The organism is Vibrio sp. RE88, assembly GCF_013113835.1.
In the GTDB taxonomy this organism is placed as follows: domain Bacteria; phylum Pseudomonadota; class Gammaproteobacteria; order Enterobacterales; family Vibrionaceae; genus Vibrio.
Genome location: NZ_VTYQ01000002.1, coordinates 482,656 through 499,450 on the forward strand (window position 1 = coordinate 482,656; position 16,795 = coordinate 499,450).

Annotated in this window: 13 protein-coding genes; 9 read left to right on the forward strand and 4 right to left on the reverse strand. The window is 45.1% G+C overall.

Annotated elements, in window-relative coordinates; translation table 11 throughout:
* Positions 1 to 7: 7 nt before the first annotated feature.
* Positions 8 to 988, reverse strand: coding sequence for a catabolite repressor/activator (gene cra / locus F0265_RS05680; RefSeq protein ID WP_171748136.1), 981 nt, complete (start codon positions 986 to 988; stop codon positions 8 to 10).
* 264 nt (positions 989 to 1,252) lie between these two features.
* Between cra and fruB the strand changes: the two genes are divergently transcribed.
* From fruB to glgC, 5 genes are all read left to right on the forward strand, one after another.
* Complete coding sequence (fruB, locus tag F0265_RS05685; protein ID WP_171748137.1) at positions 1,253 to 2,389, forward strand: fused PTS fructose transporter subunit IIA/HPr protein; 1,137 nt, start codon at positions 1,253 to 1,255, stop codon at positions 2,387 to 2,389.
* Between the two features lie 9 nt (positions 2,390 to 2,398).
* The gene (gene pfkB, locus F0265_RS05690; RefSeq protein ID WP_171748138.1) at positions 2,399 to 3,349 is read left to right on the forward strand and encodes a 1-phosphofructokinase; all 951 of its coding nucleotides are present in this window, start codon (positions 2,399 to 2,401) and stop codon (positions 3,347 to 3,349) included.
* A gap of 17 nt (positions 3,350 to 3,366) precedes the next feature.
* The gene (gene fruA, locus F0265_RS05695; protein WP_171748139.1) at positions 3,367 to 5,103 is read left to right on the forward strand and encodes a PTS fructose transporter subunit IIBC; all 1,737 of its coding nucleotides are present in this window, start codon (positions 3,367 to 3,369) and stop codon (positions 5,101 to 5,103) included.
* Between the two features lie 226 nt (positions 5,104 to 5,329).
* Positions 5,330 to 7,231 (forward strand): diguanylate cyclase, encoded by a 1,902-nt coding sequence (locus tag F0265_RS05700; protein WP_253809346.1) that lies wholly within the window; start codon positions 5,330 to 5,332, stop codon positions 7,229 to 7,231.
* 154 nt (positions 7,232 to 7,385) lie between these two features.
* The gene (glgC, locus tag F0265_RS05705; RefSeq protein WP_171748140.1) at positions 7,386 to 8,603 is read left to right on the forward strand and encodes a glucose-1-phosphate adenylyltransferase; all 1,218 of its coding nucleotides are present in this window, start codon (positions 7,386 to 7,388) and stop codon (positions 8,601 to 8,603) included.
* Between the two features lie 185 nt (positions 8,604 to 8,788).
* On the opposite strand, the gene F0265_RS05710 is transcribed toward glgC, so the two are convergent.
* Positions 8,789 to 9,676 carry an AraC family transcriptional regulator N-terminal domain-containing protein gene (locus F0265_RS05710; protein ID WP_171748141.1) on the reverse strand — a complete coding sequence of 296 codons (888 nt, stop codon included), beginning with the start codon at positions 9,674 to 9,676 and terminating at the stop codon, positions 8,789 to 8,791.
* 187 nt (positions 9,677 to 9,863) lie between these two features.
* Between F0265_RS05710 and F0265_RS05715 the strand changes: the two genes are divergently transcribed.
* Together F0265_RS05715 and F0265_RS05720 are read left to right on the forward strand one after the other, a co-directional pair.
* On the forward strand, positions 9,864 to 11,012 hold the full coding sequence (locus tag F0265_RS05715; RefSeq protein ID WP_171748142.1) for an iron-containing alcohol dehydrogenase: 1,149 nt from the start codon (positions 9,864 to 9,866) through the stop codon (positions 11,010 to 11,012).
* A gap of 67 nt (positions 11,013 to 11,079) precedes the next feature.
* Positions 11,080 to 11,709, forward strand: coding sequence for a lysoplasmalogenase (locus tag F0265_RS05720; protein ID WP_171748143.1), 630 nt, complete (start codon positions 11,080 to 11,082; stop codon positions 11,707 to 11,709).
* A 3-nt stretch (positions 11,710 to 11,712) separates the two neighbouring features.
* Here the strand turns inward: F0265_RS05720 and F0265_RS05725 are convergent, their stop codons facing one another.
* On the reverse strand, positions 11,713 to 12,237 hold the full coding sequence (locus F0265_RS05725; protein WP_171748144.1) for a GNAT family N-acetyltransferase: 525 nt from the start codon (positions 12,235 to 12,237) through the stop codon (positions 11,713 to 11,715).
* A gap of 8 nt (positions 12,238 to 12,245) precedes the next feature.
* Positions 12,246 to 15,122: a TMAO reductase system sensor histidine kinase/response regulator TorS gene (gene torS, locus F0265_RS05730; RefSeq protein ID WP_171748145.1), complete on the reverse strand. Its 2,877-nt coding sequence runs from the start codon at positions 15,120 to 15,122 to the stop codon at positions 12,246 to 12,248.
* 116 nt (positions 15,123 to 15,238) lie between these two features.
* Here torS and torT point away from each other — a divergent pair, with 116 nt between their 5' ends.
* Together torT and F0265_RS05740 are read left to right on the forward strand one after the other, a co-directional pair.
* The gene (torT, locus tag F0265_RS05735; protein ID WP_253809348.1) at positions 15,239 to 16,204 is read left to right on the forward strand and encodes a TMAO reductase system periplasmic protein TorT; all 966 of its coding nucleotides are present in this window, start codon (positions 15,239 to 15,241) and stop codon (positions 16,202 to 16,204) included.
* A gap of 22 nt (positions 16,205 to 16,226) precedes the next feature.
* The gene (locus F0265_RS05740) at positions 16,227 to 16,682 is read left to right on the forward strand and encodes a methylglyoxal synthase (RefSeq protein ID WP_171748147.1); all 456 of its coding nucleotides are present in this window, start codon (positions 16,227 to 16,229) and stop codon (positions 16,680 to 16,682) included.
* Positions 16,683 to 16,795 lie beyond the last annotated feature (113 nt).

A 16,795-nucleotide genomic window follows, 5' to 3' on the forward strand; every position in this document is an offset into this window, starting at 1 on the left:
GGGCTAATTATTGTCTGACAATTATCTTTCTAGGCACAAGCTCAACACCAGGTTGATAGCGCTTAGCTGTTGCATTCAGCGCCAATGCGAGAGCGCTATCGGCTATTAGCTCAAATTGTTGAGGTAATGAATTGATTTTGACAGGTAAGAAATCCAGCAGGCGATTGTCACCAAAGGTGGATAACTTAACTTGTTCCATGACCTCTGGCTTATCCAATAAGACGTCAAGCACCCCTTCTAACAAAGTGTATGATGTCGTGATGATTGCTTGAGGAAGGTTCCCTTCATCGATCCAACCTTCTAGTACTTTACGGCCATCTTCTCTGTTGAAGTGTTCTCCGTACCCCACTACCGTTTCTAGATCAGCTTTCTGTGCAACCGAGCGAAAGCCAAGTTCACGTTCCCGGGAAATGTTCAGCTCAGGCAGCGCACCAATTAGCCCCACTTTAGTTACGCCGTCACCAACTACTGACGAAGTAAGTTCAAACGCTGCACCAAAATCTTCGCTAATGACACATGAGAAATGTTCATCATCCAACGGACGGTCAATTGCGATGACGGGTGTGCCTTTCTCTTGTAAATCTCGATAAAAGTCACTGGCTTCAGGAATGGCACTCGCAACAAAAAGCGCATCAACTTTGCGGCTTACTAAAGCTTGAACAACGCTTTTTTCTGTTAAGGGCTCATCATCCGAGCATGCAATCAATATTTGGTATCCGGCTGCGCGGGAGTTCTGTTCTAGCAATTTGGCTAATCTAGCGTAACTGGTGTTTTCTAAGTCAGGAATAATCAAACCAAACGAACGGCTCTGCCCCGCTCTCAAAGTGCTTGCAGCAAGATCAGGACGGTAATTGTGCTCATCTACAACTGCCATCACCTTCTTCTGTGTTTTCTCACTGATTCGATACTTTTGCGCCTTGCCGTTGATGACATAACTGGCAGTCGTTTTGGATACTCCAGCCAGTTTGGCTATTTCATCTAGTGTCATATGAACCTACATATTCTGTGCATTGGATCAAAAATCCTTAATGATGATCCTGACAATATTTGCATTATAAACTGAAACGATTCAGCATAAAAGCTGAAAGGATTCAGCAAAATTGAAAATTTGATAACGATTCGAATTTTGAATAACACAGCAAATGAAAATCTAATGTTTTTGGTTTGCTGAATTTTTTTAATAATTTGCTGAAACGATTCAGCTATGCATTGACTGCTACTGAATTGGATAAATAAACGAATTGAGGCGCTTATGCTCAAGCTAACAACAAAAGATATTTCGCTGCAGCAATCTTTCTCTGATAAGAAAAGTGCAATTACATTTCTTGCTGAAGCTCTGACGAGTAAGGGTATGGTCGAGAATGGCTACGTCGAGGGTATGCTGAACCGAGAAAACCAAAACTCTACTTTCCTAGGCAACGGTATTGCTATTCCTCACGGTACTACCGATACCCGTACATTGGTTAAAACAACGGGAGTGTCTATTGCCCACTTTCCTGAAGGTGTTGATTGGGGTGATGGCAACACTGCTTACGTTGCGATTGGAATCGCCGCCAAATCTGATGAGCATTTAGGGATATTGAAACAACTCACAAAAGTGCTCTCTGCAGATGGAGTGGAAGACAAACTTAAACAAGCGAAGAGTGAAGATGAAATCATTGCGCTTCTTAATGGTGAAACACAATTAGAGATCGACTTTGATCCGTCTCTCATTCAACTCAACTTCCCTGCCAGCGATATGGTTCAAATGTCTGCCGTTGCGGGTGGATTGCTCAAAAATACCGGTTGTGCCGATAGCGAATTTGTCGCCAGCCTAGTCACTACCGCCCCAACCCATCTTGGCCGTGGAGTTTGGCTCGCAAGTTCAGATAAAGCCGTGACGCGCACAGGAATGGCTTTCGTTTCGACAGCAAACCATTGTGAATACGAAGGAAAAGAAGTCAAAGCACTTGTCGCGTTTGCTGCGTGTAACGATAGCCATAAGCCCCAATTGGATACTCTTAGCCAAATTGTTTTCGAAGGTAAGCAAAACGTACTTACCGACGCAACCGTAGATCAATTGCTGACCTTATTTAAGTCGAATGAAACCGACCTTCCTTCTAGTGAAGGTAGCGATAACAGCGCTGTCTTTGTTATTCGAAATGCCCATGGCTTGCATGCAAGACCTGGTGCAATGCTTGTCGCTGAAGCCAAAAAATTCGAGTCGACCATTAAAGTTTCCAACCTTGATGGTGATGGTTCTACGGTTAACGCTAAAAGCTTGATGAAGGTGATCGCTTTAGGCGTCAAAAAGGGTCATCAGCTTCAGTTTACTGCGGATGGCGCGGATGCACAGCAAGCTCTTGCGTCTATTGGTGCAGCCATCGAATCTGGTTTGGGTGAGAGCTAAGGAATCATTATGACGAACAAAGTCGTTACCATCACGCTTAATCCGGCACTTGACCTTACAGGCAGTTTATCAACTCTTAAGCAGGGCTCCGTGAGCTTAGTCAATCAGAGTTCACTACACGCCGCAGGTAAAGGTGTAAACGTTGCTAGAGTACTATCCGATTTAGGCGCAGAAGTTACAGTGACTGGCTTTCTTGGCAAAGACAATCAGGAAATGTTCTGTCAGCTGTTTGTAGAGATGGGCGCTAATGACCAGTTCATTCGAGTCTGTGGTGCTACACGTATCAACGTTAAACTTGTCGAAGAGAATGGCAGCGTAAGTGACATCAATTTTCCAGGTATCAGCATCGACGAAGCGGCACTGAGTCAATTTGAAGCCAAACTAGAAGAACTTGCTGAGCACCACGACTACTTTGTGCTGGCAGGAAGTCTGCCAAAAGGCGTCACTCCACAGCGCTGCGCTTCATGGGTTTCCTTCCTTGAGAAAAAAGGCAAAAAAGTCTTGTTTGATTCGAGCCGAGAGGCGCTAAAAGCTGGTATCGAATCCGCCCCTTGGTTGATTAAGCCTAATGATGAAGAACTGTCTGACTACGCTGGAAAAACATTAACTTCTGCCTTTGAGTGTCAGGAAGTTGCTGAAAACCTAAGCCAGCGTGGAATAGAAAACGTGGTGGTTTCCATGGGCGCTGAAGGCGTAATGTGGTTAAACCAGAATCAATGGATTCAAGCTCAGCCGCCTAGAATGGACGTAGTCAGTACCGTGGGTGCGGGCGATACGCTGGTTGCAGGTTTGTGCTGGGGCCACATGAAATCGATGACGAATACTGAACTCTTGTCTTTCGCTACCGCACTATCAGCCTTGGCAGTGAGCCAAGTCGGCGTTGGCGTCCCAGATATTAAACAAGTACATACCCTACAAGAACAAATCAAAATCAACCTGCTCTCTGATCAGAAAGCTTAAGGACAAAGGTCGAGATTATGAATATTGCGATTATTACAGCTTGCCCTAGCGGGGTTGCAAACAGCATCATCGCTGCCGGGCTTTTAGAAAAAGCCGCTAATCAACTCAAGTTCTCCGCTAAAATAGAATGTCAGTCCAGCGTATTAGCTGGTGACACACTATCCGCGGAAGATATTGCTCAAGCAGATGTAGTGGTCATTGCAGCCAATACTCCTGTCGACACGGCGCGCTTTGTCGGCAAAAACGTATATCAAGCGTCTATCAATGAAGTCACTGAAAACCCGGCGGACTTTCTTCAACACGCGGTTAGCAATGCAACCGAGTTAAATGTTGAGAGTGCTCAGTCTGTAGCATCGCCTGCAAATGGTTCCGCGAAGAAGATTGTAGCCATTACTGCCTGCCCTACAGGTGTGGCTCACACCTTCATGGCTGCCGAAGCACTAGAAGATGAGGCTAAACGTCAGGGCCACCAAATCAAAGTTGAAACTCGTGGCTCAGTCGGTGCGAAAAACCAACTGACTGAGGCTGACATTTCTGAGGCTGATTTAGTTATCATCGCTGCGGATATTGAAGTGCCACTTGACCGCTTTAATGGCAAGCCTATGTACCGCACTAAAACAGGGCCAGCACTTAAAAAGACGGAACAAGAGCTAAATAAAGCCTTATCAGAAGCCACCGTTTACCAGCATACAGGCTCTAGCGAGTCTTCAGCTGTTGAAGAGAAAAAAGGTGTCTATAAACACCTGATGACTGGTGTTTCTCATATGCTACCTGTCGTTGTTGCTGGCGGTTTGATCATCGCGCTTTCATTCGTATTCGGGATTGAAGCATTTAAAGAAGAAGGTACGCTAGCCGCGGCGCTAATGACCATTGGTGGAGGTTCTGCCTTTGCTCTAATGATTCCAGTGCTTGCCGGTTTTATCGCCTTCTCAATTGCCGATCGCCCAGGTCTTGCACCAGGCTTAATTGGTGGCATGCTTGCCAGTTCGACAGGTGCCGGTTTCCTTGGCGGGATCGCAGCTGGTTTTATTGCCGGTTACTCAGCGAAGCTCATCGCCGACAAAGTCCAACTTCCTCAATCCATGGAAGCGCTGAAGCCGATTCTGATCATTCCTTTTGTTGCAAGTTTATTCACCGGCCTAGTAATGATCTACATCGTTGGTGGTCCCGTTTCTGGCATCATGGCTGCGATGACAGAGTTTCTGAACAACATGGGTTCTGCTAACGCGGTATTACTTGGCGTTATCTTAGGTGCCATGATGTGTTTTGACCTTGGTGGTCCGATAAACAAAGCCGCGTACACGTTTGGTGTTGGCTTGCTGGCATCTCAAACTTACGCTCCTATGGCAGCGATTATGGCCGCGGGTATGGTACCAGCTCTAGGTATGGGGTTAGCTACATTCTTGGCGCGCGATAAGTTTGAGCCGAGTGAACGTGAAGCAGGTAAAGCCTCCTTCGTATTGGGACTTTGCTTTATCTCTGAAGGCGCTATCCCTTTCGCGGCGAAAGACCCAATGCGTGTAATCCCAGCATGCATGGCAGGCGGTGCTTTAACAGGAGCTCTTTCCATGCTGTTTGGTGCAAAACTGATGGCGCCTCACGGTGGTTTGTTTGTATTGCTTATTCCTAACGCGATTACGCCTGTTCTGATGTACCTTGTTGCCATTGCTGCAGGTACGGCATTGACAGGCTTTGGTTATGCGTTTTTGAAGAATCGCTCAAGTCAAAATAAAGCAGAAACCGCGGCCGCTTAAGTTTCTATGCCTGTCTCCCCCAACTGACTTGGCACAGGCCCTACTCATTGAGTAGGGCTTTTTTATATCCGGATTTATAAGCACTTACGCTAACTCAATGCATCATATTGCCCAGCATCTGAATCAATATCGTGGGATATTCCACACTGCTCACAGTAAAACCAATAAAAGACCATATAATTATTCACAGTATTATTAAGTAGATTCCTGGCGTCATTGGGGCGAAATGTTCAAGATAAATTCCCGCATCTTCCTGCAGTTCATGCTTGTATTCATCACCCTCGCCTTCGTGCCAACGCTTTATTTCGCGAACGAGCTTTCTAAGGTCGAAGAAGATGCGCGTCAACAAGTCGATCGTCTGACTCAAACAAAACTCGAATACGCACGTTCAGAACTAAAATCCCATTCTTCTAAAATTCTTAAATCCGTAAAATTTCTGTCTAGTAATGGCATCTTCCATCGCGCAGTGTTGGAGCCAAACGATATGAACCGCGGAACACTGCAGGACTTCTGGCTGTTAGTCGCCCGGACTCAGGGCTACTTTTCTCAGCTTCGTTATTTAGACAGCCGTGGCCAAGAATTGGTACGTATTAATCATGGCCAACGTGCGAGCGTGGTGGTTCCAGAAGAGTTTTTGCAGAACAAATTCCACCGAGATTATTTCAAGTTCGCTCAAAATCTGCCTGCAAACACCATAGGCACTTTCGGAATTGATTTAGAAAGAGAAAACAATCAAATTGCCCAGCCGTTAACGCCGAGTTTAAGAGTCATCGTCCCCATCGACATTCATTCAGAACGGCGGGGCTACTTCATCGCAAACCTCGACTTTGACTATTTGTATCAACGTTTGGCGTACAACAAGGTGAATGACGATTTACCGGATGTCTTTAACTCTCAGGGCTATTACGTCATGGCTAAGGATATGACGAACATTATGGGCCATATCGCGAAGGAAAATTCTGAGTTTAAGTTAAGCAAACTGTACCCGAAATTATGGCGCCAACTTCAGTTCAATGAGCATGGGACCATTTTTGAGGAAGGAAAATGGTTGTCTTACGTCAAGGCGGAGCTCAACACTCTTGATAGACCGCTGCACTTTATCCTTGTCGCGGAAGTGTCCCAACACGATGCAGCCCAACTTTACCTTGAACGTAAAACTGAACTCTCAATTCAAGCCGCTTCGGTGTACATGATCATTTTGCTCATCGCATTCAGTTTTGTTACGTGGAATTACAATCACACCAAGAACAGTATGGAAAGCCAAATTGCCCGCGCGGCGATGAATGGCATGTCCGCCATGTTGATCACCGATCGTCAGAATCGAATTATTAAGACCAATGAAGAGTTTACCCGAGTCAGCGGCTATACCTTTGAAGAAGTCAAAGGCAAGCAGCCTTCTTTCTTTGCCGCCAATAAACATGAACAAGAGTTCTACATCAATATGTGGAAGATCCTTGAAAAAGAAGGCCTATGGGAAGGTGAAGTCGTTAACAAGCGTCGCGATGGCTCTCATATTACTGAGATACTACGTATTCAGACAGTCACTGACAACAGTGGTGTTATTCAATTTTACGTCGCCTCTTTTGTCGACATTTCTCACCGTAAAGAGCTTGAAAACCGTCTGAGAGAGATGAGCGAAAAAGATTCCATGACTGGCTTATGGAATCGACGTAAGTTTGACCAGGAAATGGCGGCGCAATGCGCAAAGAGCAAGCGCTACAACCATGCAGAACCGACCTGCTTTGCCATTGTGGACATCGATCACTTCAAGCGTGTAAATGACCGATTGGGTCACGACGAAGGCGATAAAATCATTAAATCGGTTGGGATAGTCTTAAGTGCTCACCTTCGAGAAACCGATTTCATCGCACGAATCGGTGGTGAGGAATTTGCGATCATCATGCCTCACACTCGCATACAAGAAGCCGAAATCGTCACTAACCGTTTACGCACATCGGTATCCATCGAACACGATGAGCAGATTACCGTCAGTGTAGGTGTCACCGATATGGATGGTTCTGTCGAAAACACCTACAAGCGTGCTGATGTAGCGTTGTATGAATCGAAATCACTAGGTCGAAATTGCGTATCGATTCTTGACTCTGAAGAGATGAGTACCGTTGCCTAATTATGGTGCAATGCATTTTGTTGGTGCAGCAAATAGTGCACTATCTTCACAAGAATCGTTGGCAGACCAAGGTAGCTCAACAAGTTGAATATTGGCTTAAAACTTGAAATAGCCTTCCTGAAAGCAAATAACGCACTGTTTCAGGGAGAAAGGCATGCAAGATACACTCACGGTAGTCCTCGCAGGTGGGATGGGTTCAAGATTGAGCCCATTGACAGATGATAGAGCGAAACCCGCCGTTCCATTTGGAGGCAAGTACCGAATCATCGATTTTGCCCTCACCAATTGCCTTCATTCCGGTCTTAGAAAAGTTCTCGTTCTTACCCAATACAAATCCCACTCTCTACAAAAGCACTTACGCGACGGTTGGTCGATATTTAATCCAGAACTTGGAGAGTTCATTTCTGTTGTCCCGCCACAAATGAGAGGGGGTGGCAAGTGGTATGAAGGTACGGCGGATGCTATCTACCACAACTTATGGCTGCTTTCCCGCAGTGATGCTAAGTATGTTGTGGTTTTGTCAGGTGATCATATCTATCGAATGGATTACGCTGCAATGCTTGAAGAGCATAAACAAAACAATGCCAAGCTCACCATCGCTTGCATGGATGTAAGCCGTGAGGAAGCCACTCAATTTGGAGTCATGGATACTGATGACAGCGGCTTGATCACTTCATTTATTGAGAAGCCTCTCGACCCACCGTCGATTCCAGGCAAGCCTAATCGCAGTTTGGCGTCTATGGGAATCTACATCTTTGATATGGATGTTTTGAGAACCGCACTCGACGACGACGCTGAATGTCCTGACTCAAATCATGACTTTGGTAAAGACATTATTCCTAAGCTCATTGATACACAATCGGTTTATGCGTACGACTTTTGTAATGACAAAGGCCGAGTAGCAAAAGATTGCTACTGGCGAGACGTAGGTACATTGGATTCGTTTTATGAGGCCAATATGGACTTGCTTGAACCGATTCCTCCTATGAACCTTTATCAACCTGATTGGGCTGTCAGAACTTATGAAGCGCAATGCCCCCCTGCCCGCACCGTATCTTCTGCAACAGGAAATGAAGGGATTTTTATCAACTCCATCATTGCGAATGGTGTGATTAATTCCGGAGGGTCTGTTCAGCATTCAGTGGTGTCACCCAATGTTCGCATCAACGACAGCGCAACCGTGGTGGACAGCATTCTTTTTGATGATGTGGAAGTTGGAGAAGGTAGCCAGCTAGTCAACTGTATTATTGATAAGCATGTAAAGGTCCCGCCATACACTCAAATTGGTTTAAACAAAATTGAAGATGCCAAACGCTTCCATATTTCGGAAAAAGGTATCGTCGTTGTTCCTGAAAACTATCAATTTTCTTAAGATAAAAAAATAGCCCTCTTATCTCATCGAGTTAAGAGGGCTAATGTAAGAGACTGACTAGATCTCCTATAGGGGTATGCAAATCAACAACTTGTACGTTGTTCTCTTCACATGAGGAATTATGCTGTTACTGGTTTGATAAAAAAACAGTAATTATTTAACCGTCTCTTTCCTCTTTTAGTTTTTCAACTCACCAGCTTTAATCCTGTCGGTGTTTCATTAAAGTGTCTTTTGTATTCCCGTGAGAACTGAGAAACGCTGTTGTAACCAACCAGTCTCGCCGCATCATTCACTTTCTTCCCTTCTAACTGGATTAGCTCTTTCGCTTTGTTTAAGCGCACCTTTTTAATGTACTGAATAGGTGACTCAAGAGTGATTTGTCGAAAAGCGCTGTGAAAGGCAGACATACTCATGTTGGCTTCTTCAGCAAGGTGTTGTACGGACAGTGTTTCACTGTAGCTTCGATGGACTTTATCCAGAGCTTTAGCGACGCGCGCATATTGACCTTCATGGTGAGCCAAATCAAACAACACATGCCCTTCACTACTGGTCAATGCTCGATAGGCCAACTCTTCTTTAAGAGAGTCACCTAGTAGTGATAGCTCAATTGGATTACACAAGGCATGCATGATTCGTTTGCAGGTGTCCAGCATAGAATCTTCCATACTAACAGAGCGCAATCCACAGGTGTAATGCGGCTGTTCTTTGTGAGGTGCGTATCCAAGTGATTCAAGCTTATTAACGTGACGATGTAACATTTGAGGATCAATATCGACAGTTAATCCAAGAAGTGGCTCGCCATTTGTTGGAAATGCCTCGCACTCCAAAGGCATAGGCACACCAACAACTAAGTAGTCATTAGGCCCATACTTAACTGGCTCACTACCAATATGAATGATCTTGTTTCCTTGCCCCAACACAATGACACCAGACTGATAAATAAAGGGCTGGCGAGTGTTTCCAGTACTACTGCGATAAAACCAAACACCGTCAAGATCGGTCTTTCTGACCCCTTCGAGATCATTCAAATTATGGGTATCAACATACTGCTGCATTAATTGAGCGAGTGTCATGCCACCTCCTGTTAATTTTCAATAAGAATATACAAAAAGTAGGAATAGGCAACATAAACAGAGGATTCGATATTTTTCAAAGCGAGTTTCAATACTATTATGCATTCAAACAATGAAGTGTTTCGAAACTCGGGACACCAAATCAGTCTGCCCTATCAGGCGATAAACTGAAGCAAGAGGAATGACAATGCAATTTACTTACGCTAACCCAACCCAGATTCTGTTTGGTCAAGGTCAAATCAGTTCCATTCAATCATCGATTCAACCTCAAGATAAAGTTCTCGTCATCTACGGCGGTGGCTCAATCAAACGTAACGGCGTTTATGATCAGGTTTCTGAGGCATTGAACGGTCACCAATGGGTCGAGTTCTCAGGTGTTGAACCAAACCCAACAAAAGAAACACTTGATAAAGCGGTCGCGATTGTTAAAGAGCAAGGCATTAACTTCATTCTTGCCGTCGGTGGCGGTTCTGTTATTGATGGCTCTAAGTACGTTGCAGCTGCTGCCAAATATGATGGTGACGGCTGGAATATCCTAACGGGTAACCATCAAGTTTCTGAGGCGACACCACTTGGCGCAGTTTTAACGCTGCCGGCAACAGGCTCAGAGTCCAATATGGGTGCGGTTATTACAAAAGCTGAAACTCAGGATAAGCTTGCGTTCCTTAGCCCATTCGTACAGCCAAAATTTGCTGTTATGGACCCTGATGTGATGAAGACGCTTCCTGAAAAGCAGCTCATCAACGGTATTGTCGATGCTTGGGTGCACGTGTGTGAGCAATACCTGACGACGAACCATGGCGCAATGGTTCAGGATGGCTATGCAGAGACTCTACTTCGCACTCTGAAGAAGCTCGGCGAAGATTTTGACAATCGTGACGACGACGCTTGGCGTGCGAATCTAATGTGGTCAGCAAACCAGGCTCTGAATGGTCTAATCGGCAGCGGTGTGCCGCAAGATTGGGCAACTCACATGATTGGCCACGAGCTGACAGCACTTTGGGGCGTTGACCATGCACGCTCTCTGGCCATCGTTCAGCCTTCTCTTCTTCGTAACCAATTGGTTCACAAACGCGCCAAACTCGAGCAAATGGGCGTGAATGTATTTGGTCTAGAACAAGGTGATGACTTAGCTGAGCGTACCATCGATGCTATAGAAAACTTCTATCAGACAATGACGGTATCAACACAATTGACAGAACATGGTAGCGACAAGCAAAGCGCGATCGACTCGGTAGTGAGTCAGTTAGAGCTTCATGGCATGAAAGCGCTAGGTGAAAACCAAGCGATCACTCTAAAGGAAAGCCGCGAAATATTAACTCAGGCTATTGCTTAGTTAACACCCTGTTAGTACGCTAAAAAGCAGCAATATTGCTGCTTTTTTTATATGGGTGAAAAGAGAAATGTGGCTGCTAATCCTAGCACTGTGTGCTGTTCACGTTTGGACTATTGATCGCGGCCCTCGCTGGTTGTTTTACGCCACCAAAGTTTTACCAATCTTGCTCATGGCTTTTATGTCAATTTCACTGCATGAGGTGGTTGGCCAATACGCTTTGTGGATGGCAGCAGGATTACTTGTTTCGGTTGTTGGCGACATACTGCTCATGCACCCAAAAGATAAATTTGTCCAAGGGTTAACGGCCTTCCTACTGGTACACTTTATCTACTCTTTCGCTTTTTATACCCAACTCGATGGACCGATAAATTGGTGGCTACCGCTACTACTTTTGTCGATTGGTATTATCGTTTTCTTACTACTGCTCCCCGCTCTCGGAAACATGAAACTTCCTGTGGCACTCTATTCATTAGGTATTCTGGGAATGGCTTGGGCGGCGATTGAGTACTGGCGAGTGGATCACGCGCAGTCAGCGGCGTTCGCTGTCATGGGAGCGTTGATATTTATAACATCAGACATTGTGCTAGCCGTAGACCGATTCCGATCCAGTTCAGCTTTCGCGCGCCATGTCATCATGATTACCTACTACACGGCGCAATTGTTGCTGACGCTATCTGTGGTTGCCTACAAAGCTTAAACATTATAAGTGGAAGCGGTAAATCAAGTCGTCATAGAGTTTGCCACCAATTTGGTATGCATTTTCTTCTCTTTCTACTAACTCAAAACCGGCCTTTTCAAGCACTTTGCAGGACGCTACGTTACCATCAGTAACGATTGCGTTAATGTTCTTTACCATAGGTAGGGATTGCTTTACGTGATCGATTAACGCAAGCAAAGATTCTGTCCCAATGCCTTTTCCATGAAATTCAGGAAGCAGTAAGTAACCGATCTCAACAGAGTCATCTGACTCATCTTCGATACACAAACCTGTTACGCCTACTGGTTGATTGTTTTGACTATCTCTGATGACAAGACATAGCCAATGTCCGCTTCCCCATTCCCACACAGGCAATCGCGATTCAAATCGTTGGCGAATATCATCCAGTTCAGGTTGATCAAACGCGTAACGAATCACTTCTTCTTCTTGATGTAGGCGCAAAAAAAGTGGCCAATCTGTTTCTGTAATCTGACGCATCGAAAGTCGAGGAGATGCAATTTCTATCATAGTTCTACCTAGTCAACCAATTGATTCAACGCTTGTTTTGAGCTTTCGACCAGCGATAAAAGCTGAGCTTTATCCGCCAGATAATCACTAACTGGCTGCTGAGATTTTTCTATACTTAAGCAAGCGTCAAACAATGCTAGCAGACCCAAGCTTCCGGCTGAACCTTTCAACTTGTGTGCGAGTTGTTTTATTTGATTCGGGTCATCTTGCTCAGCGGCTGTTTGCATAAGATTCAATGTTTCGTCGGCACCCTTATCAAACAGAGTGATGATTTCTCTCATTTTTTCGCTCCCAAGAATGAGAAAATCTTTACTGACAACGCTTGGGTCGATGAGTAACACGCTATCTTGCTGGTCAGTTGGTTTGAAATCCGCTTGTTCTAGTACCAGCGAGTGGCCTTGCAAACTCGCGTTGATCATATGGCACAACGCATCTTTATCTAAAGGTTTGGGCAGATAGCCATCAAATCCTGCAGCAAGGTAGCTTTGTACTTCTTCATCGTAAACGTGAGCTGAAACCGCAATCATGGGTGTGACAGCGTCACCATTAAATCGTTTCAATTTCTCTAACAGCTCTACGCCATTGCAGTCAGGGAGGTTGATATCAAGCAAAGCGATATCAAAATCATGTTGAGAATAAATCTCCTCAGCGGAATTGCCATCATTCGCCGTTGTTACCTCGTGGCCTAGACTTTCTAGAAACCCTTCCGCGACTAGGCAGTTAACTGGATTATCTTCCACCAGCAGCACTTTCGCTTTTAACGTTGAGCCAGCATTAAGATCTTTAGGTTGAACCTTGCTACCTTGAGACAGAGGGACACTAAAACTGAATCGGCTCCCCTGTCCGACTTCAGATTCAAGCAGCAGTGCTCCACCCATGGCTTCCACAATGCGTTTGCTTATGGCGAGACCAAGCCCCGTACCACCTTTGCTACTCATACCACCAGAAGCCTGAGTAAAAGCGTCAAACAAAGTCTCTTGTTCTTCCTGGCTGATACCGATGCCAGTATCAGACACTTCGAACAACACCTGACCGTCTTGATCCGGGTCGTGTGTTACATAGATATCAATGTGGCCTTGCTCTGTAAATTTAACGGCATTTCCGACTAGATTGGTTAACACCTGACTAATACGGGTTACGTCACCATATAAAAACTGGCTTACATCGCTTTCTATCAAGGTACTGATTTCAATGCCTTTTTCTTTAGCTCTACCATCAAGCAATTGCTTAACATCTTCCACCATGTCAAAGAGGTTGAAATCAACAGGCCTTATTTCTAGGTGACCCGCTTCGATCTTCGAGTAATCAAGCACGTCATTCAAGATCGCAAGTAATGTGGTACCGCTACGATTGATCACATCCACAAAGTGGCCTTGTTTTGAGTTCAGCCCATTCTCTTTAAGCAGCCTTGCAGTACCGAGTACCCCATTCATTGGGGTTCGAATTTCATGGCTCATCGTTGCTAAGAACGCCGTTTTTGCTCGACTCGCTTGCTCTGCTTGTCGGCGCGCTTTCGCATGGTTGAGTACTTCGTGATTGAGGCGTTTGTTAGTATCTTGCAGCTGGTGAGTACGCTCAGTTACAAGCTCTTCAAGGTGTTCTTTATGTTCTTGTAACTCTCGCTTTGCTTTTGCTTCACTTTCTGCGACTACTTTTAATGATTGAGCCGTATTTCTCGCTGTGATGATGGCTTGACCCATATGCGCTAGCTCATCATTGCCTTTCACAGTGATATCGACTTTCAGTTGCCCTTGCGCGATAGACGACAAAGCGGACGAGTATTCTGCTAAGCGTTTAAGTACCGATACATAAACCACTTTCCAAACGATCAAAATGACGATCAACATACCTAAAACCGTAATTATCGTCAGGCTGAGTTGAGCATAATCCAACGTTGTTTTGAGCTTGTCCACAGCTCGTGTCGTGGCTTGGTTTGAATCATCGACCAATTTGTTCACTGTGGTGTTTAGCGTTGAAAATTGTATCAACGTGTCCTGCATTAGCTGTTGTGACGCTCGTTCGTTTTGGTAGCGTTGATGCAAAACATCAAATACGACTTCCCCTTTTTCTAATTGCTCTAGCAGTTCAGTCATTTGGATAGAACGTGTTGGATCTTCTACCGCTCGTACTCGGCGTTTCATGATCTCAAGGTTACTGACAAATTCTTCTCTGACCGTATGAATACGGTCGATATCCGAAATAGTACGAGCTTCTTCGATGTGGTTAAGCATTTTAAATGCGAGCAGGTGTAACTCGTGCAGCCTTTCTGCGAGGTCTAAATCCACTTCAACAAGTGTGTCTAAAGCTTGGTACGCTTGCTGTGTGCGCGCCTTTTCTATCAAATCGTAAATATGAGTGACATTCGCGATGGCAATGGTACTGGTATTGGAAACCTGTGTACGCGTCAATTGTTCCAATTCAGAAGCCTGCTCCCTGAGCTCCCCTGTTCGCGAGCCCAGTTCTTTTTCCAGAAGAAGTTTTTTCTCTACAACAATACCTAGCTCAACTAAAGTATCGATTACGGTTTGAACGTCTGCTTCCAGTGTGCTTAATAGTTTGGAATCAAAAGAATCTGAACCCAGTTGTTTGATATGTTGAAGTAAACTTTCCAGTTGAGAAAACAACTCTTTACCCGATTTTTGGCGCTGAAGTTCGGACTTTGAATTAGAGAGGGTCTGCACAGAAGAGATGATTCGTGAACTCAGCTCAGAGACTTGCCGCGCCTCAATCATCGAAGGGATAGCGGAATTGACGACGTTCCTTTCTGTTTTTGCGACCGATGAAAAACCAAACACACCAATCAACGCGGAAATCAGTACTAAAAGCGCCATTGCGAGAAAAGCAAACAACAACTTTCGACCAATACTGGCTTTAGCAAGTAACATTAAGCAACCACACTTCTTTGCACTGTGGGAATACGCTATATTTTGCAGTGTTTATGTAATGATTACCAACGATATACATCATGCTTCCAGCTTTCTCTTTAAAACGATTTTTTATAATGGCCATTGCGGCGTGCTCGTTAATGTCGACTTCTTTGTCTGCCGCTGAAGCGCCTCTAAAACTGTGCGCACTCTACCCTCACCTTAAAGACTCGTACTGGCTGTCTGTAAACTATGGCATGGTGGACGAGGCGAAAAAACTTGGGGTTGATTTGAAAGTACTCGAAGCAGGTGGATACCCAAATCAGGCTAAACAAAAAGAACAATTGGAAAACTGCCAGCGATGGAAGGCGGACGCCATTATTCTGGGTACAGTCGCCCCGGATTTATACATGAACAATTTGCGCCAATTTGCAGGCGATGTTCCTGTTTTCGCGAGTGTTAATGAGCTGATTTTGGGTAGTCATTCGAGAAAACAGCTCAAAGGCGAAGTTGGTGTCGATTGGTATTGGATGGGTTATTACACAGGTCAATATTTGAAAGACAAGCACCCCCAAGGTTCCGGGATTAAAAAGATTGTTTTGCTCCCCGGTCCAGATTCTAGCGGTGGGACCAAGCCTGTTATCCGCGGTTTTCTCAGTGCAATTGAAGACAGTGATATTCAGATTGTGGAAACCTACTGGGCAGATAATGATAAAGAGCTTCAGCGAAACCTTGTCCAGCAATCTATCGAGCGCGAAGACCTTGACTATATAGTTGGTAGCGCTGTAGCCATTGAAGCGGCGATCAGCGAGTTAAGGACAGCAGGAAAAACGGACCAGATAGGGCTCATTTCGACTTATCTCAGTCACGGCGTTTATCGTGGGCTGCTGAGAAATCGCGTGGAATTTGCGCCTACTGACAAAATGGTTAAACAAGGTCGATTATCTGTAAAACAAGCGGTAAGCTATCTGAAAGGTCAACCTTACGAGAACAGTGAAGCTCCGATCATTGAGGCACTGACACCTAAAAACTTAAAACCTCAGGTGATATCAGACTCGTTGTCTCCATCAGAGTATCGACCAACATTTTACGTAAATAATTAGAAATATTAGGGAACAATCTAGAATGCAGAAAACAACTCGCACTATGCCTGCACACAAACATGTTGCTCTTGTTGCTCATGATAACTGTAAACCTGAGCTACTTCGCTGGGTTACTGAGCACAAAGAGAAGCTTCAACGCCACTTCCTGTACGCGACCGGCACAACAGGCTCGATGCTGAGTAAAGAAACAGGCCTAGCCATCAAAAGCATGATTTCCGGACCGATGGGCGGCGACCAACAACTTGGGGCCCTGATTTCGGAAGGAAAAATAGACATGCTTATCTTCTTCTGGGATCCACTTAATGCCGTACCACATGACCCTGATGTAAAAGCCCTACTCCGTATCGCGAGTGTGTGGAACATCCCCGTCGCCACTAACCGCGCAACGGCTAACTTCCTAATCGAATCTGATCTAATCGAATCTGAAGTCGACATCGAAATTCCAGATTACGAAGCTTATCTTGCAGATCGAATTTAAGACCATCAAACAAAGGGCTTTATTGTATAGAGCCCTTTTTGCTCTACAGCCTTACGCTTAACTGAGTAGTTCTAATATTGCCCCTCAGAACACCCAGCTCGCAATCATTTAAT

What these genes read in the sequence shown, in the direction of transcription:
- cra (WP_171748136.1), bottom strand. Translation starts at nt 988, where the DNA reads ATGACACTAGATGAAATAGCCAAACTGGCTGGAGTATCCAAAACGACT.
- fruB (WP_171748137.1), top strand. Translation starts at nt 1,253, where the DNA reads ATGCTCAAGCTAACAACAAAAGATATTTCGCTGCAGCAATCTTTCTCT.
- pfkB (WP_171748138.1), top strand. Translation starts at nt 2,399, where the DNA reads ATGACGAACAAAGTCGTTACCATCACGCTTAATCCGGCACTTGACCTT.
- fruA (WP_171748139.1), top strand. Translation starts at nt 3,367, where the DNA reads ATGAATATTGCGATTATTACAGCTTGCCCTAGCGGGGTTGCAAACAGC.
- F0265_RS05700 (WP_253809346.1), top strand. Translation starts at nt 5,330, where the DNA reads ATGTTCAAGATAAATTCCCGCATCTTCCTGCAGTTCATGCTTGTATTC.
- glgC (WP_171748140.1), top strand. Translation starts at nt 7,386, where the DNA reads ATGCAAGATACACTCACGGTAGTCCTCGCAGGTGGGATGGGTTCAAGA.
- F0265_RS05710 (WP_171748141.1), bottom strand. Translation starts at nt 9,676, where the DNA reads ATGACACTCGCTCAATTAATGCAGCAGTATGTTGATACCCATAATTTG.
- F0265_RS05715 (WP_171748142.1), top strand. Translation starts at nt 9,864, where the DNA reads ATGCAATTTACTTACGCTAACCCAACCCAGATTCTGTTTGGTCAAGGT.
- F0265_RS05720 (WP_171748143.1), top strand. Translation starts at nt 11,080, where the DNA reads ATGTGGCTGCTAATCCTAGCACTGTGTGCTGTTCACGTTTGGACTATT.
- F0265_RS05725 (WP_171748144.1), bottom strand. Translation starts at nt 12,237, where the DNA reads ATGATAGAAATTGCATCTCCTCGACTTTCGATGCGTCAGATTACAGAA.
- torS (WP_171748145.1), bottom strand. Translation starts at nt 15,122, where the DNA reads ATGTTACTTGCTAAAGCCAGTATTGGTCGAAAGTTGTTGTTTGCTTTT.
- torT (WP_253809348.1), top strand. Translation starts at nt 15,239, where the DNA reads ATGGCCATTGCGGCGTGCTCGTTAATGTCGACTTCTTTGTCTGCCGCT.
- F0265_RS05740 (WP_171748147.1), top strand. Translation starts at nt 16,227, where the DNA reads ATGCAGAAAACAACTCGCACTATGCCTGCACACAAACATGTTGCTCTT.